The sequence below is a fragment of the Anaerobacillus sp. genome (genome assembly GCF_046314235.1).
Lineage (GTDB): Bacteria > Bacillota > Bacilli > Bacillales > Anaerobacillaceae > Anaerobacillus.
Map to the genome: position 1 here is coordinate 1 of NZ_JBKBWN010000009.1, position 22,531 is coordinate 22,531.

Below are 22,531 nucleotides of genomic sequence, written 5' to 3' on the forward strand. Positions count from 1 at the left end.
AATGTAGGTAGTTTGGTCACTTTCTACTATAAGAGAGGTTAGTGAAATTGGAAATTATGTGGCTCATTTTTTATGTGATCAAACGCTTAAAAAGTGGCTCAAAATTAATTTATCAAATACAAAAATGACACTTCGTTCCACTTAGAACTACATCTTTTTTTCATTTAGCTTTGAACTAAACCAGCGGGGAGGTTAGGGATAGTTACCCTTAATAAAATCACAGTTTTATTTAGTTTGTAATGATGTTTTCAAATTTCAGTCCCAACGCTCAATAACCCGCTCCTGTACAGAGAAAGGAGAAATTCAATTAAGAAATCCTCCTTTAATTTATTTTGATGAAATTTTAAGTAAATCAAACTTATATATTATTCACTTGAGGCATAGCTAGCTTTCTTTCAAGACGTACAAAGGTTTTTGTCATCTCAGCAAGTACAATCGCTTCTTCTCTTTGGATACTAGAATGTCCTTTTTAATAGAATTCCAACTAAAATTTTCTCTTATTTCTATCTCTAACTCTTTTTTTAATTTTATTGAATCTTCCTCTCCTTTGATTATACTTTCCTCTACGTTTTTTAGAAGTTGTTGTTTTTGTATTTTCTAAATCATTTGTTACCTTTTCAATTGTAGTAGATAGTTCATTAAGTAAAGCTAAAGATAACGTTACTTTTTTATTTTGTATATTATGGTCTATATATTTTTTTAACTTTAGCAAGTTAGAAAAATCTTTAATAAGTTTTTCATCATAGGTTTTATGTCTGTTAATGATAAAATTTCTAAGGACTGTGAGATTTGAATTTGATAACCGTGCGACTACTACACTATAGAATATATCTATCTTACAATAACAAAAAAACGGCTTATACATATATTCTTTTCGTAACCTTATAAGCCCTTCACTTTGATTGCGATTAATTTCTTCTATTAGAAAAATTACCGCTTCCTGTTCTGCTTTATTTAGCAGATTTTGATTTATTTTTACTATTTCCTGTTTAAGAAGGCGTATATCTTCATCTTCTTCAATGTCTCCCATATTAAAAAAAGTAATATTTATATCCTCAAAATATCTTCCCTTTTGACCTGCTTTTTTCAAACCTTGGAAAATATCCTTTTTTATATTTTCTCTACTTTTTTTTAGTAACCCCATATTACTTATTTGATTAAAAACAATAAACAATCTTAAATAGTGTTGGAAAGCAATATCCCCATTTATAACATTGTTATACGTTAATTGTAGTGCAGAATTAAATTCTTCATCAGTTAAATCCCAAAAACTCTTCATAAGTTTGTAATGTGGAGGTGTATTATCGTTTTGCATAAGTCTATCAAGCTCACGTTTTAAAACATCCTTATGAAGGATACCTTCCCTGACTAATTTATCAATTGAATTAAAAAAGATCGTAAAATTATAAATACTCTTAGGAAAATATCTATTTATAAACTCCTCTTCAATAGAAGTTTTATTTTCATTAGTCATTTTATTCATAATTAGTTTTGACTGAAGTTCTTCATTTGAATTTATACCGTCAAAAAGATTTACTAATTTACCAGATCTAATTTCAAGCGATAAAGCAATATTAAAAATTAGCATTCTTTTTAATATTCCAATGTCTATATTTGGATAAAAGGTATTAGAAGAAAGGTATATTGTTTCGAAATCCCATAGAGATTGTTTTAAAATTCTAATATTATAAGTATTGCTTAATATAAACGTTCTATATACAATTTCTAAATTATCATTAAGGAAACTTTTATAAGTATTATTGTCAGAAAGCGATTTTACTATATTTTCAATTATTAATTTATATTCAGCTATATATCTCAATGATTTCCCTATTAACTTTTCTTTAATTCTTTTATAATTATTACTCCTATCAAAAATGTCAGTTATACCTTGATTTATTAAATCACTCTGAGTTTTTAAATTCTCTTCCTGTAACGATTCTTTAGAGGTAAATCTCCCAGCTTTATCTAGAACATAAGTTGAAACAAGAGTCTTTAACTCTAAATTATTACTAATTAAGTTATTGGAAATTTCTTTCTCATTGCAAAGTATTATGACTTTAGTTTGGTCATGCTCTACAAAGTTATTTATATATCCTAAAATTTGAGAAATATCGAAATTTGCCCGTTCTAAATCATCAAAGCACAGTATCTTATTTTCCAAATCAAACAGTTTATCGTAATTTATATCCCCCGAGTTTGGAAGATTCATATTTACCAATCCACTACCCGCATTTATTAACATTTTACCCATTTCTGAAATGGCATTCCCAACTTTTGATTGAGATATTTTCTTGAGTTTTTCATTGGTAGGAGAATAGACTTCATAAAATATACTTTTGCTTATATCATTGAGGTTTTCGATACCATATAAAGAAATATAAATTGTTTTAAAATTCTTATCTCCTTTTTTTTGCTTTTCTATTGCTGGTCTTAACGTATTCTCCCAGAAATAGGTTTTACCACTACCCCAGCTTCCATCTAACATTACTGCAAAATCTGTATTTTCTTTATTCACATAATCTACAATTGCATCAACTATTTGTTGCATAGATTTTTACTCCTTATTTAAATTATTATCGGGTGACTATAGTTGAACTTTCTAATAAAATTTAAGAAACCTCTCAATAGGCTCTAGCGGGGGGATTTAAAATAGATTAACCCCTTCAGATATACCGCCTAAATCAACAGGAGATAAAGGTTCGTCTCCTTTCAAAATATGTATATCGGAGTTTTCTTTGAACTTTCCATACTTTTTTGCAAGCCATCTATAAGGAAGGGAACTTGTCTTTTTACAAACCATTTCCTTAACTTCATCAATTTTTTCAACTAGAATAAACTCCTGCACTCTATTCACCCAATCTCTATATTTCTTCATTTTAATACTCTAGATTTATCATTATATTTTTCTCTTAAATCTTGTATAGTTTTACCTTTGAATATTCTTTTTCCCATCCTAAGAATTTCCCTCCAAAGAAAATCCTTCCCTTGAGGATATCCATCTAAATAATCTGAAATACTCAAATTTAATGCATTTAGACCAGATTTATCATCTTTGCGAAGGTTTTTACCCAATCCATATCTTCTAAGTGTTTTTTCACTTGTATCTAAATCAACGCTAGCAAATACAGGAGGTTGCCCATCCATATAATGAGGAAACATAATAGCAATATCAAAAACTTCCCCATCTATTTCTAGCCAAGAATGGCTAAAACTTACTGGAAATGCTTCATCTTTCACCATTCCAATCACTAATTGCGAGTTTATATCTTGTTCTTCTAATAATATATACATGGCAGCAGAATAGAAATGACATCCGCCACGCATTGGCTTGTTAGAAAAGTGATCTAATATTATGTTAAATGTATTCTTTAGTTCCCTGCTTTTCTCTATATCAATATCTATATCACTAATTGATAATTTTGCCAAAGTAGCGACATGTCCAAATGATCTAGAACCTAAACGATCCTTCATTGTTATAGCCATTACTTTCTCCCCCTATTACTGATAGTTTCCATTATTCTCATTGTTATAAGTTGTATATAGCTATTAAAAAACAATCTAAGACTTAAATTAATCTACAGGTAAATTATACCATATATATTAATAATGCTCTCCCTTTTAATTCTAAAGGATAATTAAAGACTTTGTTAAAACCCCATCACCAGTAAAAATCAAGCGCTAAAGGGCTAATAATTGTGCGTATTATGTTATTCCACTATTGCTATTAAGTGGACTACTTGTAGGTTATAAAAAGTGGAGTTCTTTACTAAACAATACTTTTCTACGAACTATAAAGAGTCCTTGAAGAAAGTCTAATCACTTTCTACAATCCCTTTTAAACCTTGAAACCCTAACGAACTTAGAGCAGATAAAGTTTTGTTTCTCCAATAGAAACAAGAATGTATCATTTCATCTTCATCGGAGAGAAGAACGCTTCTTTCAGTCGATTAAATAACTTTATTTGCTCAATGCTCGGTAAATCCGCAAAGTCAGCATAAACGTCTTTCCACAGCTTTTAACACCTCCTAATCTAGTATTTAGCACCTTTTAGGAGTATGAAATAGCAACAGTCTATACGAAAAGAGCCTCTAAAAGAGTCTCCTTCAAAAATTCATTAATTCTTATAGACATTTATTATACATATCGAATAACTGTCCCATCCGCTCCAAGTAGAGGTACTGTATGTGCAACCTCTTAACGCCTAGGTCATATCCTGCAATGATGTCTTCAAGTTCCTTCTGTGTGTAGAAGTATTTAATCATTTCTTCATCTTCTTTATTACAAAACTCAATCTTTTGCTCATAATCCTTAAGTTTTTGTTTGTGGCGTTTCTCAGCCTTCTTCATGAAATTTGCTTTACGTTTAAGTACATAATCTTCTTCAGTTTCATTAATAAATAGGTCTTTATTTTTCATATATGCTTCTAAAACATCAACACAATAGGTTTCAAGATATTGCTGTAATGCTTTACTTGTAGCCTTCAATATAAGAGCGTACTCTTTCCAATATAACTCAATGCCTAGGACATTGTTAAATTCGTCCTTCACTTCTGCAAGTGCCTCATTCCATTCACGCTTGAAGTTTTTAACCTTTCTAGCGTTATAGTGTGCAGTTAGATTGAATTCCACAACATTATGCTTCATCATTAATTCTCGTCTTAACCTCTGAATGCGTTTCATTGTTTCGGGGCAAATGTTAATCTTACCTTTGTTACCATAACCTTTCCAGTTTTCATAAAATACGATAATACCGCATTTCTTCATATGCTCAAGTGTCTTAACGAGTTGCCCATATATCTCAAGGCAGTACTGCGTAAACTCATCTAATAGCTTTGTTTGGTCATCTTCAATAATACCGTTTCCAATAGCTACATCAATATGCTTTTGACGTACCTTACTGTTGTGTCTAGAACATAATAGGTCGTATTCAAGATTAGTGATTACTCCAAATTCAACCGCCCATTTACCTAAACTCATACTTGCATTTTCCGTCATATCGAATTCTAAGTGAGTTGCTACAATTATATCCATTGGAATTCTATGTTCAACTTGTTCACGACCGCTTCTTACACGACCATCTTTCTTCATAACCTTCTCAATACGCTTTTTACAAACGTATACGTTATTTCTTCCTCGCCTCACAATTTCTATAGTATAATACTGCTCGGCTGTTTTAATAATTGACTCCCTTGTTCTTGACCCAAGTTTACCATCCCTTTTGAAGTTAGCCTTTTGAGCCTTTGTTCCAAATTCCATTACTAGTTCTTCTGTAGTAAATTTAATTTTTTGTTCCAATATTATTACCTACTTTCAATTAGAGGACTGTAGTTGACAGCCATTTTACTCACTCCTTACATAAGTTATTTATGTTTTTACTAGTGATTAAGACATTGCGATAGTGTGCAAGTTTTATCTTAATATAAATTAATAGATCATTTATATTATGGTAATAGATGCACACTATTTTCATCTTTATACATTATTATTTTTACTGTTGAGTTTGATAGGGGCGACACCTTTAGGTGACGAAGTGACCGCAGGGAACGTCCCAGCAACGACCATAGGGAGGCGGTAGAAGTGAGCGAAGCGAATCCCCTTTATTTAGAACTTATTTTATTAATGGAGAAACACAATAAGTTGTTTATTTCCCCCACTTAAATCAATGCTACCTAAACATTCTCTCGCAATATTGTAATGTTACTTCTCATTATCTACTATAAATTTCATCCATCCATCTTCCCTTGCTAACGTATCATGTTTGTGGAGCAACTCTTTCATGTCTATATGCAATTCATTTGTCATGTGGTTAAAATTAAGCATTCTTAGGAAATCTGTTGCCAACTTTATCTTCGTGGCATCATTCTCTTGAAATGTATCATTTAACGCAGCTAAACCAAGTAAGTAATGTTCATTAGTAAAAGAATTTAACTCCTCCATATAACTATCATCCTGTAATAATTCCTTTGTCCGCTTCATTTCCGCTGCTCTTTCCTTAAGTACTTCTATTGCTATTCTATCTTGATAATAAGGGTCTAAGGTAAAAGTAATCCCTTCATCATCCACTAGCTCTTCCGAATGTTTAGCTGATAGATGTTGGAAGTAAGCTGTTTGAATTTCCAATCCATCTGCCTCATCTATTTCTTTTTGAAATAGACCCTTATTTACATGAGTAAATTGTGGAATTTTTGACAATTGTTTAATACGCTCTTTAGGAATTTTTCTTTTTCCTTTGAACCAATCATAGACAGTTTGTCTACCTATACCGAGTTCTTGTGCTATCTGATTAACGCTCAAACCAAATGTTTTAGCAAGCTTTTCGAGACCAATAATAATAATCACTCCACTCATACACTTCTTGACTAGTAAATGTAAGTCTAATTATTTTATACCACGACTTACATTTGTAAGTCAATATACTAAATTTTTTATTTAATCTAAAAATAAACCAAAACGTTATATATAATATTTCGCTACTTATATCGACTATAGTTATCAGTTACCACAAAAAGGAAGATAGCTATAATCAACTATCCTCTCCCTTACATTACTATTTAATATTACCCTTGAACGCTCTAGAACTAGACGAATAAAATAGCAATCTGTTTCGCTACTTATACGATAAACATTGCTTTAATTAGGGCAATTATCCGTCTCGTATCGAGGTTTTTAACACCGTGTTCATGTGAATTAGAGTACTAATAATATATTTATTAATTTTCACATCTGTCCCTAAGTTTTTCTATGTATTCATTTATAAACATCCACTTATAACCACCTGCAATCATTCGCTTTCCATTGCAAACTTCTCCTACTTTTTTTACACCAGTTTGTCTTCTCGCCTCTGCAATTGATTTAAACATGTTTATTATATTTAGGTTTTCATCTAATTGATAAACCTCTTTCTTCTGGTTTACAAGTTTCACCTCTGTCATACGAAGGTTGAATTTATCATCCTCTGTTAGATTTTCGTAAACTTCTTTATACATCCATCTATATCCACCTGTATGCCTATACTTGCCTGTACACGCTAATGACATATTACCTTTGCCTATTCTAACTTCCTTACAAGCTTTCTCCATGCTTTCAAACTCTTTAATAAACTCTCCTTTTAGAGATATTTGAACGACTGCTCTTATATTTCGTTCATTATTTACGTTGTAGTCGCACCAACCAATCTCAAAACCTTGCTTGAGGTATTTTATCACTGTACATTTATCTAAATGCAATTTTTTCGCTATATGTTTTGAACTTCTATTACCGTTGTGCCATTCATCACTGACAGTTTTAACAAGTGATTTACAAGCACCTTTATGACATTTTTTCCAGTCAACATTTGACAGGTCGAATAACTTGCCAATTTCACTATTTAGAATACTATTTTTTAGGTGGTCTATTTTAGACACTCTAGCATCTATTACTATATACAGGTCTTCGTCTATTCCCTTTTCTATAGCTTTTGCTTTTTTATTTCTATCGTTTTCTTGTTCCTCTATTAGACTTCTTACTCTTCCACCCAATCTTTCAAATGTTTCTTCATAATGATGTCTACCATGAATCTCAATAATGCATTTTAACTTCTCCAGATAGAAATCATAGTATTTTTTAACACCTTTTTTAAACCATCCCTTAAACATCTTTTGCTGTTCAAATTCAGTTCCCAATTGCAGTAATAAACTACTCATAAACTTTTCTGGATAGCTAATTCCGTCTGAACAATATGGACAAGATAATCCATTGTCATATCTGGTAACATTTATGACTTTTTTATAGAATACATGGGTGCATTCATTGCACCTAAACTCTAATTCATTCCTAGAAGCATAAGTATTGTTGTAGGCATCTTCCTTATTGACCAACATATCCATGATATGAGGATGTGTAACACTCAGACAATCTGCCTGTAGAATGTAATTCATCCGCTTTTTCTTAATTCCACATGTCTGACATGTATCTTTACCACCAGAAATCATTCTACTCTTAAGAATTAAGCCATATGCCATTGGGTTAGTTGCTTTTTTACCACATATATCGCATACCTTTGTTACCCTTACACTGCTACCTGACATCAAATCCTTAACTTTCACTAAAATATTAGTACCTTTCGGAATGATTAACTTACCTCGATTATTCAATTGCCTAGGAATTTTGTAACCTAGACTTTCAAAATATCGAACGTTAACACCATTAAGTGTAATTTTAATATCATTTTCAATTATTGCCATAAATACAATCACCCACTTTTGATAATTTTAAGGAATTTACTTAAGGTTTCTTCAGTATCTCTAGGTAATGTTTTTATGTTAGTACACAAATCCACTCTACATTAACAAGATTGAAATAATTATATTAAAAATAAATAAATTAGTCAAAATATTCATAAAATTAAACAAAAGTATTGCAATAATAGACTTAGTTTAAAGGTATTTTTAGTTATGATTAGAACAAAAGTATTTCGATATAATAAACCTTAAAAAAATAGAGAGCATCAACTAGTGACTGCTCTCTTTCACCCCTCTACACTTCCAAAATACTCAAAGGATTTTATAATAAATTTGTTACCTAAATTCGTTCCCACTTTAAAATCTTGTATCAACTATTCACTCTTTCTCTTCTTCACCAAATTCATCACAGGTGAGTAAATATCATGACTTTTGCGAAGATCATCTGTATCCATTTGAATATACCTACGCATAGTTCTGATATCAGACCAACCACCCATTTTTTGTAAAGTGAAGCTATCGCAGCCGTTAAGCGTCATATTCTTTGCCCATGTATGTCGGTAAACATGGGCAGTTACTTTCTTGCCCTTGATTTCAGCTTTATCTGCGTAATATTTCAACCGTTTATTAAAATGGTTTTGCCCGAGTGGTTCTCCATATGATGATAGAAACACTCTATTTGTAGAGAAATGTTTTTTGTTCTCACTAATTAACTGCAATAGTAACTTAACTGTATGAGCTGAAATAGGTACAATACGTGGCTTTCTATTTTTATTTCTTTCTCCAGTAAGAGTAATGAACCTTGTTTGGAAATCAATATCTTCAGCACGTAGACTAAGCAATTCATTTGCTCTAATACCGCTATCTAATAAGAGTATCATAGCTACATAATCCCTAAACCCAACAAAATCACGTTGATGTGGTTGCTTTAAAACTTCCTTTACCTCTTCATCCGTAAAGCAATTTGTAAGATCAATATCTTGCTTCAACAATCTAACTCCTGACATCGGATTTACTGCGATCAATTCTTCTCGCTCCAAGAAATTAAACATTGCTCGGTAAACCCTTAATCTAATATTAATTGTTGTATCTGATAATCCTGTTCCATGCTCATTTTTAATAAATTTATGTCCATCGTACTTAGGTGCATCATATTTTAAATAGTTAATGTAATCCCTAAATATTTGCGGAGTCAATTCATCTACCGTCTCTACTTCATAATTCTTTTGTAGCCAAGTAACAAAGTACCTCCAGTCCTTTCTGTAATCCCTCAAGGTTCTCTCTCTTAACCCTTCTGCACTCTTTCCAGCAACAACTAGGTCAATCGCTTGCTCCATTGTTAGTTTTGGATATTCTGTTTCATCTGTTATACGTCCTACTGGTTTTCGTTTCACTCTTTTGTTTAAAGACATAAAAAAGCCTCCTCAAATAGTAATGTTAACCACATTAACTATCGAGAAGGCTCGTAATTCACAACCCAGATTTACCCTAATTAGGGTTGTTATTGCAGATTTTAAGGGTTGTAAACACTCAAAATCATGCCGTAATTCACAACCCCGAACAAACATTTGTCCATCTTAACACTTAGTCAAAAACTTAACACTCTTCTGGTGTACCTTGATTATCTTTCGTTTTAAATGAAGATCCACAACCACATGTTGCAATGGCATTCGGATTATCGATTGTAAAGCCGCCGCCCATCATGTTTTGTTTAAAGTCGATTTGAACACCATCTAACATAGGTGCGCTCTCTTGATCAACAATTACTTCTACTCCATGATGATTCGCATGAATGTCATCTTCTTTTACATCTGCATCAAAACCCATACCATATGAAAGACCACTGCAGCCTCCACCTTTAACACCAACACGCAAATACAATTTTTGGCCTTCTTCTTGTTGCTCAGCTAGCATTTCTTTAATTTTCTCTGCTGCCACTTCTGAAATTACAAGCATTTATATTCCTCCTTTAATTTTCGTTCTTAATACCACTGTGTTTAGCCAATCGGAATAGCTCCCTGTAGTTTATTATATACAACGTTGTGTAATTCACTTCTACTGGTGCTGACACCACCACTAAAATATTTCAAAGGAAACTTTATACTATATATAGTATACAAACTCAATGAAAAAAGCACAAGAAAACGAGTTCTTGTGCTTAACTTTATAATTTATACTTTTTCCTTTAGGATGTAGTTATGTTTTTCATCAATCTTTTGACTATACCACAACACTTTTGGGTGATTCATTCCATACTCGAGCGCAGTAGAAATCATTTTTTCTCGGAGCTCTTCTATTTGTTGCAAATACATTTCTTGCTGCCCGTCTCTATTCATCTACACACCCCTTGTCCTAGGTATTTAGTACAGCCTGTCCGAAACAATAACTTTATTTTAACGAATTTACAAAGATTTTACAATTACTTTTTTCTGCAATTTTTGGGAAAACTATAACTATTCTATGAACACTATCAGCAATATTATTTTACACCCGAAATAAGATAATGATAATATAGAGTAGTAGTTTTCTTATTCCGAATCACATATAACATATATACTTTTGGCCTTATGAGAAAGAAATGTACCTAACGAACGGAGGAATATACTTTGTCTATTTTAACTTTAGATAAAAAAATGCAAGAAATTGCTGAAAAAGTACAACGTGGCCAACGTCTATCAATTGAAGATGGACTATACCTTTTTGAAACACCAGATCTTCTGTCCGTTGCCCAGCTTGCTAATTCGGTTAACGAAAAGAAAAATGGTAATAACGTTTATTTCATTGAGAATATGTACATTAATCCAACCAACGTTTGTGAAGCTACTTGTAGTTTTTGCCACTTTAAACGTAAAGAAGGAGAAGAAGGTGCTTATACAATGAGTATGGACGAGCTTCTTCATTACGTTGAACATCGCTGGAACGATAATGTTCGCGAATTCCATATAGTTGGTGGACATAATGATCAAGTCCCATTTGATTATTATTTAGATACCATTCGCACGTTAAAAAAACACTATCCAAACTGTACGATTAAAGCTTATACAGGAGCAGAAATTGAATTCTTCTCGCGTATTTCTGGTTTATCAATGGAAGAAGTCTTAAAAGAGTTAATTAAAGCAGGTCTTGATACAATGCCTGGTGGTGGCGCCGAGATACTGACTGAACGCTATCGTTTAAAAATGAGCCCTGATAAAGCATCAACTGACCAATGGCTAGAGGCCCATGAAATCGCGCATGGCCTAGGACTAAAAACACATGCGACAATGCTATACGGTTCTATTGAAACCCAAGAAGAGCGTCTCATTCATATGGACCGCCTTCGTCAGCTCCAAGACAGAACAAACGGATTTATGGTGTTTATTCCATTAGCAGTTCAACCAAAAAGTGCTAGTGCAAGTCTAAAACGTCGTACATCTGCTTTTGACGATATGCGAACATTAGCCATCAGTCGCCTAATGTTAGATAATTTTGACCACATTAAAGCGTACTGGATTAACATCGGTGTTCAATTAACACAAATGGCATTAACCTTCGGCTCAAGTGACATTCACGGGACATTAATCGAAGAGCGAATTTCCCACTCTGCAGGTGCAATCACCTCCCAGGGCTTAACAAGGGACGAGCTCGTTCACCTAATTAAAGGCGCCAACAAAAAACCAATTGAACGCGACACGTTTTACAATATTATTAGAGAGTATTAAAAAAAGGCCAATGGCCTTTTTTTAATGTTTTTTTTGACGTTTTGACGATCCAATCGTTTTAGCAAACCTTCATTACGTCGTTCTGTTATCTGTGCGCAAAAGTCTTCACTATTGAGGTGATTATCTGCGCACGAAAAAGACTTCTCCAATTTAATTCTGAGTTTAAAAACTACAGCTTGGTTTAACTTCTATTTCCGATAAGTTCCTACACATATCGTTTCCGCAGGTCCGGTCATTAAAAGGTTCCCGGCTTCCGTCCAGTTAATGATTAAGTCTCCTCCTAGAAGGTGGACAGTTACCTCTGTTCCCCGTTTTGCGTAGTTATTTAAAACCGCGGCTACAACTGCTGCACAGGCACCAGTTCCGCATGCTTGAGTTATTCCAGAACCCCTCTCCCAAACGCGGAAGTTTAGTTCGATTTCAGAAACAACTTCTACAAACTCAATATTCACCCATTCCGGAAATTGCTCGTGCTTTTCAATTTTCGGACCGACTGTCTCTACTGGTGAAGTATCAATATCATTAACGAAAATGATCGCATGAGGGTTCCCCATAGATACTCCTGTAATAAAGTACGTTTCTTCCTCAAGCTGAAACGGTTCATTAATAACTGGACTGTTCGGTCCACCAAGCATCGGTAAGTCTTGACGATTAAGCCGCGGCTCTCCCATGTCAACTGTAATAAGTTCTACCATGTCATTATCATTAACATGAACTTGTGCTTGCACTAAACCACTTAATGTTTCAATTTTAAAATTTTTTTCGGTAACAAGCTTGTTTTCATAAGCGTACTTTGCAACACAACGAAGGCCGTTGCCACAATTTTTCGCTTCCGAGCCATCATTATTGAATACACGCATTTTTATCGGTGCTTTTTCAGATGGGCAAATTAAAATCATTCCATCAGACCCAATCCCGGTATAAACATTAGCAACTTTAATTGCTAAAGGAGCTAACTCACTTTCCTCAAGCACTTCCTCAAACATATTTACATATATATAACAGTTCCCTAATCCATGCATTTTCGTAAATTTCAAGCTAATCCCCCGCTAACATTATTTTCTTAAACGCTCAGTTGTCCAAAAGTAATCTTCATCAGCTTCGAGAATTGTCATTTTTTCTAGGCAGCAAGGCATGATGAGATACGTTTTAATTTGTTCTTTCGCTCTTTCTAAATCATACTTTTTCATATTTGTTAGGACATTAGTAGCTTTACAATAAGGGCAAGTATCAATATAAATATCTTTTCCAGACCGCTCATACGGCCAAGTATTTTCAAACGGGATCATCCCTTCACTCCTTTTAAAATTAACTAACAGTGTTCTCATTATTTTATAACACCAATATCTATTTAGGAAGCAAGGCATTAAAAAAAGAGGCCGCCCCGAGAATAACCAACCCATCCTATTACTAATTACAGATCAAAGATATCTATATTTAGCACTTCGGGTGAAGGACACTTCTCTTTTAGGACCGCCTATTTTTGTTAAAAAATTAAGTTTTCGTCGATGAATTTATAGATTTTTTTTACTAGTTCTTCACTCGTTTCACCAGTAACAACCTCACCGTTAACTAAAGCAAATTGACTGGCAGCGCATTTTCCACAAAAACTCAAACAACCGTATTCTACTATATCTAAATCCGGGTCTTTTTCCAGGATTTCCAACGCCTTATGGGTGCCACTTGCTAGGTTAGTCGCACAAAATTCAATGATTGGTCTCATACTCTCACCTCTTACTAAATTAAATTTACAATCTAACTTAACGGTTGTCAATTTTTTAAAATAATATATTCACTATATATATGTCACAAACTTGTTGTTAAATCGACATAAAATTGTTAAAATTTAAAGTGGACATTTTATATTTTTATTATAGTAACTAAATGAATTTCATAATTACCTTAATCGAGCTATATCAAACTAAAAGTAGTTGCCAATGGTTTTATGGAACTACTTTTAGAACTTAGTAGCGAAAATAATAATTATGAAATTCATGGAACTGTTAAAACGTTTACAATGTTTATTATTTACCATATATGGTTTAACAACATGGATAGAAACGTAAAGGGGAATAGTGCTATGAAACATATCGTTGTGTTAGGTGGCGGCTATGGTGGTATGAGGATCATCCAAAAGCTGTTAGTAAGCAATAAACTTCAAGATTTTAAACTTACCTTAGTTGACAAAGTACCATATCATTGTTTGAAAACTGAATACTATGCATTAGCAGCTGGTACGGAGGCTGATCAGCACTTGCGAGTAACATTTCCAACTGATCAACGTCTTAATATAAAGTATGGCGATGTACAAGCAATAAATTTAGATAAAAAACAGGTTTCCTTTAAAAATACTGATGAAACCCTTTCCTTTGATCAACTAGTTATTGGTTTAGGATGTGAAGATAAGTACCACGGCATCCCTGGTGCTGAGGAACATTCCTTAAGTATTCAAAGCATTAGAAAAGCTCGGGTAGCTTACCATACAATCCAAGACATCGAACCTGGTGGGACGGTATCGATTGTCGGCGGCGGCTTAAGTGGAGTTGAGTTAGCTAGTGAGCTTAGAGAAAGTAGACCTGATATAAAAGTCATTCTATTTGACCGAGGAAAAACGGTTCTCTCAATGTTCCCTGAACGCCTTCACCGATATGTTCAAAAATGGCTTATTGACCATGGTGTTACATTAATAAATCAAGCGAATATAACGAAACTTGAAAAGAATACTATCTTCAACCACAATCAACCGACTTATTCAGATGCAATCATTTGGACAGCTGGTATCCAAGCTAACGAAGTTGTCCGAAATTTGAAAATCGAAAAAGATGCCATGGGTCGCGCGATTCTTACTAAACACCACCATATTGAAGGGCATAAAGATGTCTTTATCGTTGGTGATTGTGCTGCCTTAGATCATGCACCTAGTGCTCAACTAGCTGAAGCGCAAGGCGAACAAATCGTTATGATCATGGAAAAAATGCACAATAATGAACCACTTCCAGAAAAAATGCCGAAAATAAAACTTAAAGGTGTGCTCGGTTCCCTAGGCAAAAAACATGGCTTTGGTGTAATGGGCGACCGAACTCTTTTAGGACGCGTTCCTCGGGTCCTAAAAACCGGTGTCTTATGGATGTATAAATATCATACAGGATGAACTATTTTATCGCTAAAGCTTGAGGCAGCCTCAAGCTTTTTGTATTGGCGACTTGCGAAGTGCACGTTCATTTTCAAGTTTACTATTTAAAGTTACGGGTTTACTCGCCGGTTTTAACTTTTCTTGATTGCGGCGAATGAATTAACGTGTTTGCTTCAAGTTTGTTGAGTTTTACTGTACGAATTCACGTTTTTTAAAAAATATTGTAGTTTTACTGCGCGAATTTTTAGGTTAATTTCGAGTTCCTGTGAATTTACTATCCAAATCATGGGTTTATCTATCCAATTTGTATCGGTTATTATCCAAATTCGCATTTTATTAGCCAATTTGTATCATTTACTATCCAAACTGTCTCATTCATCAACTAAACCTTATTTTTGAGACAAATACCATTAATAACTAATACTAATTATTTTAGACAATTACATTATTCAACCAACTCTTATTTTTGAAACAATTACATTAATCAACTATGCATTATTTGAGACAGATACATTATTCAACCAATCCTTATTTTTAAGTCAATCACATTTCATCTAATACTTTGTAAATATCAGCTAACCTCGGGTTTCCTTCTGCAACAATCTCCTCATTTACGACAACAACGGGGTAGAACAAATCTTCTTCGACAATGTGAGTAGCCATCTTCTTTTCTTCTTCGTTTGTCGGTGCATTTAGATCAACATAAATGAATTGAAAGTGATTATTTGGATATTTACGATTTACAGCTGCTTCTATCCACTCAAACGTTTCAAGCGCAGACGGTAGATTTACACAACTGGCACATTTCACTTCTGCTCCATATACATATATTTTTACAGGATTACTCAAAAAAATCCCTCCTGGAAATTATTTTTCTTATCGTACCATACAAAAGTAGGATTTACACAATTACTGCTTTCATAATGACACAGCTTGCAATTTTCGGCGAAAACCATTAACTAGCCTCCGGTTACCAGGTACAGCAAGCTTTCATAGAGACACAGCTTTGCAATTTGCGACGAAATCGACTCCGTTTTTCCACTAACTTTATAAATTCTTAAACAGATTCATGGATTTTTTTATTTGTGGACATTATAATTGAAGAAGAACCTGAAAGGAGTGTTTTAAATGGCTGAAATGAAAGAGCAAGTTCAAGAAGTTTTAAATAAACTGCGTCCATTCTTGCAACGTGACGGTGGAGATGTTGAGTTAGTTGACATCGAAGACGGTATCGTTAAAGTTCGTTTAACTGGTGCTTGTGGAACTTGCCCAAGTTCTACAATTACTTTAAAAGCTGGTATCGAAAGAGCGTTACTTGAAGAAGTACCAGGCGTTAAAGAAATCGAACAAGTATTTTAATTAGAAAATTGAAGCCACATGCTTATCCTTATTTGGGTGAGCGCTGGAGCCAATCATTCTAAGATAAAAACCAGGCCACTTTTGAGCCTGGTTTTTTTATTCTATATTCTGCATTTAATGTTTTCTTTAACTACCTTCACACCTTGATGGTCGACCTCTACTTGATCATATTCAAAGTCACTAAAATCATTCTTAAGCTCTGCTATTACTTGTTTTGCTTTTCCAAATGGTGCAAAGACAATTAATGTCGGCCCAGCACCACTTAGAGCTGCTCCGTATGCACCATACTGTTTAATCGTTGTGATGATTTTGTGTAAGCCTGGGACAAGCGCTACACGATGTGGTTGGTGAAACAAATCTCGAACCATCATATCACCAGCAAGCGGCCAGTTATTTGTTAATAGCGCACCAACGAGAACATTACTTACACTACTAGCCAACACTGCCTCACAAAAAGCTATTTCAGTTGGCAGAACTCCTCGTGCCTTCTTTGTAAGTAACTGTTGCGATGGCACCATCATCACCACGTCTACATCATTCAGTTCTCCCTGCATGACAAAGGTTTCTGTTTCACTGTGGGTACCAATGACAAGTCCACCACAGACTGATGCCGCAGCATTATCCGGATGTCCTTCAATTAGACTCGATTCCCTGACTTTATCCTTCACGCTCATATCGAGAGACGCCATTTGATTCGTAAGTTCAATCGCAGCAACAATAGCTGCAGCACTGCTCCCCATTCCTTTTCCAAGTGGAATTTCACTCGTTACTTTTACATGACAGGGCGGGAGAGTCACCTGATATTTAGTAGCTACTTCTTGCGCTACTTTAAAAATTAAATTATCAGTTCCTGGCGATAGCCCCTCTAAATTAGGACCTTCAAAGGAAAATAGCCACTTACTAGCCTTTGTTACTTCAAGTTGTAAATACCGATTTAGTGCTAGGCCAATTGAATCAAAGCCTGGTCCTAAGTTGGCAGTACTTGCTGGAACGGTAATCTTTACTTTTTGATCGATCACTGGTAGACACCACCTCGAATTTGCTCGAGGAATACCGATTCGTCGTTTGGTAACACTGTTGGTTTTACGGCAATCGTACTCATTGCAGTTGTTGGATCTTTTAAGCCGTTACCTGTTAGTACACATACAACTTGGGCGCCTTTTTTAATTTCACCACTTTTTAATTGCTTCATTAATCCTGCAAGCGAAGCACATGAAGCAGGCTCTGCAAAAACGCCTTCTGTTTTAGCGAGTAATTGATACGCTTCTAAAATCTCATCGTCAGTAACATAATCGATCGCGCCATTTGAAGATTCCGCTGCATCTACCGCTTGCTTCCAGCTAGCTGGGTTTCCGATCCGAATGGCTGTAGCAATTGTTTCCGGATTTTCAATAACTTCATTACGAACAATCGCTGCCGAACCTTCAGCCTCAAAGCCACGCATCTCGGGGAGACCAGTTTGTTTCTTTTCATTGTATTCCTTAAAACCTTTCCAATAGGCAGTAATATTACCGGCATTCCCTACAGGAATTGCCAAAACATCCGGTGCCTTACCTAGAGCATCACAAATCTCAAACGCGGCTGTTTTCTGGCCTTCTATACGATATGGATTTACCGAATTTACTAGTGTGATCGGCTCTACTTCACTTATTTTACGAACGATTGATAACGCATCGTCAAAGTTCCCTTTAATTTCAAAAATTTCAGCCCCATACATGACAGCTTGAGCAAGCTTCCCTAAGGCAATCTTTCCTTCTGGTATGACGATAATTGAGCGAAGCCCTGCCCGCGAGCCGTATGCTGCAGCTGCTGCTGATGTGTTACCCGTGGAAGCACAAATAATCGTCTTACTACCTTCTTCTTTCGCTTTTGCAACGGCCATCACCATGCCTCGATCTTTAAACGATCCTGTTGGATTGGCTCCTTCTACTTTTACATAAAGGTCGACTCCCCACTTCACTGAAAGAGTGTCTAATCTTATTAGCGGTGTGTTCCCCTCATTTAGTGATAAGAGCGGTGTATTTTCTGTTACTGGTAAGAACTCTCTATATTCTTGAATAAGACCTTTCCATCTACTCATCGTAGCTAACCCCCTCAATTCGGTAACTGCTCATGACATCTTTGACAACATCTAAATCTGTTAAACAACTATGAATTAGTTCATATGTTTTTTTGTTTGTTTTATGGGTTACAATGACCACTTCTGCTAAATCTTTATGCTTAATCGGCATTTGTAATAACTTTTCAAACGAAACATTATTTTCTGAAAAAAGTGTTGTAATTGCCGCAAACGCACCTGCTTTGTCTTCAACATGAAGTCTCATAAAGTATTTTGAAACAATTTCTTCATCTGTTTTTAATTTTTTTTCATGTAACGGTGGCAATGCACTTCGGCCATTCACTCCTAGTCGCATGTTTTTCATCACTGTAATCATATCTGAAACGACTGCTGTTGCTGTTGGAAGTGAACCTGCACCAGGTCCGTAAAACATCGTTTCACCGACCGCTTCACCATAGACGTAAACCGCATTAAATACGTCGTTTACAGCTGCTAGGGGATGATTTTTTGGTAACAATGTTGGTTGAACACTAATTTCAACTTTACCTTCATCACGCTTGGCAATCCCAACTAGCTTCATGCGATAACCAAGTTGTTTGGCATATTCTAAATCTTCTTCTGTAACAGCGGAAATCCCTTGGACAGAGACATCTTCTAAGGCGACGTTCATCGAAAAACCTAACGTGCTTAATATTGCCATCTTTCTCGCAGCATCAAGACCTTCTACATCAGCAGTTGGATCACTTTCAGCATAACCTAAATCTTGTGCTTCTTGAAGGACATCCTCATATGAACTGCCTTCATTGCTCATTTTCGTTAAAATATAATTTGTCGTTCCGTTAACGATCCCAATCATTTTCGTAATTCGATCAGAAGACAGGCCTTCAACTAAAGAACGAATGATTGGAATACCCCCGGCTACGCTTGCTTCGTAAAACAAATCACAGCCATTTTGCGATGCTACTGTTAACAGCTCTGCTCCATACATCGCCATTAAATCTTTATTCGCTGTAACAACATGCTTTTTATTTCTTAGGGCACGGATGATATACTCTCTCGCTTCATTCACTCCGCCCATTACTTCGACTATCACATCAATCTGCGGATTAGCGATCACATCCTCAGGATCTTCTGTAAGAAGCTGTTCATTGATTTCAACGGCGCGCGGCTTTAATGCGTCCTTGACTAAGATTTTACTAACAACAACTTCAGCACCGACTTGATGCTGTAGCTCTTGCTGATGGTTTTCGATGATTTGAACAACTCCACTACCAACAGTGCCAAATCCTAATAATCCAATTGAAATTTTCCCGTTCAACGTAATCACTCCCCGTTACTCGTCTATTTATTAGTATTTTTATACTAGTAAAATTTGTACTCCTTAAACGCACATATGTTTATCTATAATGGACATTATAGTCTGATAAACGGTGATTTACAAGACTATTTTCCGATTTTTTAAAATAGTTTTTCGTTTTACATTGATAAAGCGTTTACATAAAAAAAGACAAGTACTCTTATACTTGTCCTATAATTTATCATTTTATTAGATTGTTCAGGATTAATTCGTTAAGCTCCTGTTCAGTATTCGCAACAACACGCACTCCATTAACAATACAATGAAAATGATCTGAACATACATTGCAATTTCCTATGCAACTAAATGTCTCAACCTTTATATTTTCTTGCTTTTCAAATTTCAAAAACAAGTCATCAGAGCCGTTAAGTCTGTTTATGTAACAACACTCTATTCGGTTCATTTTTTATGATAAAACCTTTTCGTTTACGATTGCTTCAGGCTTATTGCCAGTAAGTACATTTGCGATGTTTCTCCCTGCGAGTTCAGCCATAACCATTCTTGTTTCCACACTAGCACTACCAATATGAGGAATCGCCACAACATTCGGTAAAGATAATAACGGGTGGTCTGCGCCGATAGGCTCATTTTGGAAAACATCTAAACCTGCTGCTTTTATTTCACCGTTTGTTAAGGCATGATAGAGGGCTTGTTCATCAACGACATCACCTCGTGATGCATTTACGAATATGGCGCTAGGCTTCATTTTTTTGAAGACTTGTTCGTTAAACATTCCTCTTGTTTGAGCTGTCAACGGTGCTAAACAGACTAAAAAATCACTTCTTTCAACAATTTCATCAAAGCTACAATAGGCAGCTCCAAGTTCTTGTTCTACTTCTTCGTTACGAGAACGGTTGTGATAGAGAATTTCCATCTCAAATCCTGTTGCGCGTTTGGCAACAGCGCGACCGATCCGTCCCATTCCAATTATGCCGATTGTTTTATGATGAATATCAGTTCCTGCTAACAGTAACGGCCCCCAATTTTTCCAATGCCCGCCCTTTACATATTCTGCTGATTCTATTAGCCTTCTTGCTGTCGCCATTAGTAAAGCAAACGTTAAATCGGCAGTTGTATCAGAAAGAACATCAGGAGTATTACAAATTGCAATACCTCTTGATGTTGCCTTATCTACATCGATATTATCATAGCCAACTGCAAGATTTGCGACTACTTTTAAATGAGGTGCATTCGTAAGTAGTTCTGCATCAATTTTATCGGAGAGCATTGTTAAAAGCCCATCAGCGCGTTTTGCTTCTTTTAAAAGCGTCTCGCGAGGAATCGGTTCTTCCTCGTACGGCCACATCCTAACATCAGCGAATTCCTGCAGATTTCCTAGCGTTTCTTCTGGGAGCCTTCTAGTAATAAAAACATACGGTTTTTTCATTCTTTAACCAACCTCATCCCCTATACTTTTGTAACACATTGACACTTCTATTTTATCAAAAAAATGTTTTTTTCATAAGGGCATTCCAGAAAGCGTATAGGGAATGTTCATCTCAAACAATAATGGACTACGTAGTAAAATTTCATTAGTTCCTCCCTTGCTAAGTAAAGAACAACATTAATAATCAAAAAAAGCAATGAACAAATAAATTGTCATTGCCTTCTAATGAAGGAAGGGTGATTATTTCTAGTTATCGGTCTCGTCGATTCTAGCCAATCGATTTTTGGAACATTAGCCTGCCAATGCTTCGGCAATATTTTGTGATGAAACTCTCTCAAAAAAACTTCTGTTTTCACTTCCTGTTGGAATAGTTCAAAAAGCTTATCTGTGTAGTGATCGCCATCTTCATCGTTAACGCTTCGGTAATACCCTTCAATGATCTTGAAATAATCAATTGGAAATAGCAGTCGACCATAAATATAGCGCCACCCTAAAGGCGATATCGGCTCTACAGATTGATATTCTCTAACGAACTCTGTAGTCCTTCGATAAGGATCGTCCTCTTGATTAAGTAATTGTCTTATCCACTCCGCAACATCTCTACTAGGATAATCGTAAAGAAAATCGACCGGGCTTTTTACCGCTGCACCTGATCGATCATCAATCGTTAGCCACGAATTCGCTGAAAATTGATAATGGCAGATCGTTTTAGGTTCCATTTGTAATTGTTGCCGGTAGTCGAGGTTACTATCAACTATATATTGAATTGCATTTTCAGTTCTACCTAGATAATAAGGAAAGGAAACCATAAACGCTTGATCGAAACTAAGTTTTTGTTTATTTTTTGATAAATCCACATAGAGCTTTTCTAACTGTGTTAAACGGTTGGTCCAATATTGAGACCAAGCTCCGCCATTTTTTTGACTAGGAGGATATGATTTGCCTCGTTGGTGATGCCGTGCCAATTCAGTACCTAGGGCTTTTTGCTTTTTGCTGCGCGATACATACATCGGGAGCTGGAAAAGCACTCTATTTTGTCCCTCAACAAAACTTGTTAGCGCATTATTACCCGTCGGCACAAAGGTTGCAATTTCGTGATCCCCTACTGCGGTTAAATGATTTCCCATTTTTATCATCTCAGTAATTTCGTTGTCTTCAATCTCATCAACAGAAACTAAAAAATATTGTTTATCTTGCGCGGTAAACCCCTCATAATCACCTAACATAAATCGTTGCTCACAATAAAGCTTATATTCATCAAAAATATTTCTTTCAAACAAAACCGTCACCCCTCATCGGCTTCTGTACACTGTA

The 22,531-nt window shown here is 35.2% G+C and carries 22 protein-coding genes; 3 read left to right on the forward strand and 19 right to left on the reverse strand.

Annotation, left to right across the window (positions count from 1 at the left end; all coding sequences use genetic code 11):
- Window positions 1-484: 484 nt before the first annotated feature.
- From ACK4M9_RS13550 to ACK4M9_RS13590, 9 genes are all read right to left on the reverse strand, one after another.
- On the reverse strand, window positions 485-2,551 hold the full coding sequence (locus tag ACK4M9_RS13550) for a P-loop NTPase fold protein (RefSeq protein WP_409851474.1): 2,067 nt from the start codon (window positions 2,549-2,551) through the stop codon (window positions 485-487).
- Window positions 2,552-2,647: 96 nt separating this feature from the next.
- On the reverse strand, window positions 2,648-2,878 hold the full coding sequence (locus ACK4M9_RS13555; RefSeq protein WP_409851477.1) for a hypothetical protein: 231 nt from the start codon (window positions 2,876-2,878) through the stop codon (window positions 2,648-2,650).
- Window positions 2,875-3,486, reverse strand: a complete 612-nt coding sequence (locus tag ACK4M9_RS13560; RefSeq protein WP_409851479.1) for a lasso peptide biosynthesis protein — start codon at window positions 3,484-3,486, stop codon at window positions 2,875-2,877. Before ACK4M9_RS13560 ends, ACK4M9_RS13555 begins: the two co-directional genes overlap by 4 nt.
- Window positions 3,487-4,124: 638 nt before the next feature.
- Entirely contained in the window at window positions 4,125-5,297 is a 1,173-nt protein-coding gene (locus ACK4M9_RS13565) for a hypothetical protein (RefSeq protein WP_409851481.1), read from the reverse strand.
- A gap of 402 nt (window positions 5,298-5,699) precedes the next feature.
- A complete protein-coding gene (locus ACK4M9_RS13570; RefSeq protein ID WP_409851484.1) occupies window positions 5,700-6,350 on the reverse strand; it encodes a helix-turn-helix domain-containing protein in 651 nt (216 codons plus the stop codon).
- A gap of 362 nt (window positions 6,351-6,712) precedes the next feature.
- On the reverse strand, window positions 6,713-8,224 hold the full coding sequence (locus tag ACK4M9_RS13575) for a hypothetical protein (protein WP_409851486.1): 1,512 nt from the start codon (window positions 8,222-8,224) through the stop codon (window positions 6,713-6,715).
- Window positions 8,225-8,595: 371 nt separating this feature from the next.
- Complete coding sequence (locus ACK4M9_RS13580) at window positions 8,596-9,633, reverse strand: tyrosine-type recombinase/integrase (RefSeq protein WP_409851488.1); 1,038 nt, start codon at window positions 9,631-9,633, stop codon at window positions 8,596-8,598.
- Between the two features lie 184 nt (window positions 9,634-9,817).
- The gene (locus ACK4M9_RS13585) at window positions 9,818-10,177 is read right to left on the reverse strand and encodes a HesB/IscA family protein (RefSeq protein WP_409851490.1); all 360 of its coding nucleotides are present in this window, start codon (window positions 10,175-10,177) and stop codon (window positions 9,818-9,820) included.
- A gap of 215 nt (window positions 10,178-10,392) precedes the next feature.
- Window positions 10,393-10,557: an aspartyl-phosphate phosphatase Spo0E family protein gene (locus tag ACK4M9_RS13590; protein WP_409851492.1), complete on the reverse strand. Its 165-nt coding sequence runs from the start codon at window positions 10,555-10,557 to the stop codon at window positions 10,393-10,395.
- A 270-nt stretch (window positions 10,558-10,827) separates the two neighbouring features.
- On the opposite strand from ACK4M9_RS13590, the gene mqnE reads away from it, so the two are divergent.
- On the forward strand, window positions 10,828-11,922 hold the full coding sequence (gene mqnE, locus ACK4M9_RS13595) for an aminofutalosine synthase MqnE (protein ID WP_409851495.1): 1,095 nt from the start codon (window positions 10,828-10,830) through the stop codon (window positions 11,920-11,922).
- 188 nt (window positions 11,923-12,110) lie between these two features.
- Here mqnE and dapF read toward each other — a convergent pair whose 3' ends face one another.
- The 3 genes from dapF to ACK4M9_RS13610 form a co-directional block, all read right to left on the reverse strand.
- Window positions 12,111-12,944: a diaminopimelate epimerase gene (gene dapF / locus ACK4M9_RS13600; RefSeq protein ID WP_409851853.1), complete on the reverse strand. Its 834-nt coding sequence runs from the start codon at window positions 12,942-12,944 to the stop codon at window positions 12,111-12,113.
- Window positions 12,945-12,977: 33 nt separating this feature from the next.
- Window positions 12,978-13,211, reverse strand: a complete 234-nt coding sequence (locus tag ACK4M9_RS13605; protein WP_409851497.1) for a hypothetical protein — start codon at window positions 13,209-13,211, stop codon at window positions 12,978-12,980.
- Window positions 13,212-13,408: 197 nt separating this feature from the next.
- Window positions 13,409-13,645: a YuzB family protein gene (locus ACK4M9_RS13610; RefSeq protein ID WP_409851499.1), complete on the reverse strand. Its 237-nt coding sequence runs from the start codon at window positions 13,643-13,645 to the stop codon at window positions 13,409-13,411.
- 357 nt (window positions 13,646-14,002) lie between these two features.
- Here ACK4M9_RS13610 and ACK4M9_RS13615 point away from each other — a divergent pair, with 357 nt between their 5' ends.
- Window positions 14,003-15,073 (forward strand): NAD(P)/FAD-dependent oxidoreductase, encoded by a 1,071-nt coding sequence (locus ACK4M9_RS13615; RefSeq protein WP_409851502.1) that lies wholly within the window; start codon window positions 14,003-14,005, stop codon window positions 15,071-15,073.
- A 525-nt stretch (window positions 15,074-15,598) separates the two neighbouring features.
- On the opposite strand, the gene ACK4M9_RS13620 is transcribed toward ACK4M9_RS13615, so the two are convergent.
- The gene (locus ACK4M9_RS13620) at window positions 15,599-15,904 is read right to left on the reverse strand and encodes a YuzD family protein (protein ID WP_409851505.1); all 306 of its coding nucleotides are present in this window, start codon (window positions 15,902-15,904) and stop codon (window positions 15,599-15,601) included.
- Window positions 15,905-16,183: 279 nt separating this feature from the next.
- On the opposite strand from ACK4M9_RS13620, the gene ACK4M9_RS13625 reads away from it, so the two are divergent.
- Window positions 16,184-16,414, forward strand: a complete 231-nt coding sequence (locus tag ACK4M9_RS13625) for a NifU family protein (RefSeq protein ID WP_409851508.1) — start codon at window positions 16,184-16,186, stop codon at window positions 16,412-16,414.
- Window positions 16,415-16,515: 101 nt separating this feature from the next.
- Here ACK4M9_RS13625 and thrB read toward each other — a convergent pair whose 3' ends face one another.
- The 6 genes from thrB to yutH form a co-directional block, all read right to left on the reverse strand.
- On the reverse strand, window positions 16,516-17,433 hold the full coding sequence (gene thrB / locus ACK4M9_RS13630) for a homoserine kinase (protein ID WP_409851510.1): 918 nt from the start codon (window positions 17,431-17,433) through the stop codon (window positions 16,516-16,518).
- Entirely contained in the window at window positions 17,430-18,494 is a 1,065-nt protein-coding gene (gene thrC, locus ACK4M9_RS13635; RefSeq protein WP_409851512.1) for a threonine synthase, read from the reverse strand. The genes thrB and thrC overlap by 4 nt, the downstream gene beginning before the upstream one ends.
- Window positions 18,487-19,791 carry a homoserine dehydrogenase gene (locus tag ACK4M9_RS13640; protein WP_409851514.1) on the reverse strand — a complete coding sequence of 435 codons (1,305 nt, stop codon included), beginning with the start codon at window positions 19,789-19,791 and terminating at the stop codon, window positions 18,487-18,489. The genes thrC and ACK4M9_RS13640 overlap by 8 nt, the downstream gene beginning before the upstream one ends.
- 220 nt (window positions 19,792-20,011) lie before the next feature.
- A complete protein-coding gene (locus ACK4M9_RS13645; RefSeq protein WP_409851516.1) occupies window positions 20,012-20,233 on the reverse strand; it encodes a DUF1450 domain-containing protein in 222 nt (73 codons plus the stop codon).
- Window positions 20,234-20,236: 3 nt separating this feature from the next.
- Entirely contained in the window at window positions 20,237-21,217 is a 981-nt protein-coding gene (locus ACK4M9_RS13650) for a 2-hydroxyacid dehydrogenase (protein ID WP_409851518.1), read from the reverse strand.
- A 212-nt stretch (window positions 21,218-21,429) separates the two neighbouring features.
- Window positions 21,430-22,497, reverse strand: a complete 1,068-nt coding sequence (yutH, locus tag ACK4M9_RS13655; RefSeq protein WP_409851520.1) for a spore coat putative kinase YutH — start codon at window positions 22,495-22,497, stop codon at window positions 21,430-21,432.
- Window positions 22,498-22,531: the final 34 nt, after the last annotated feature.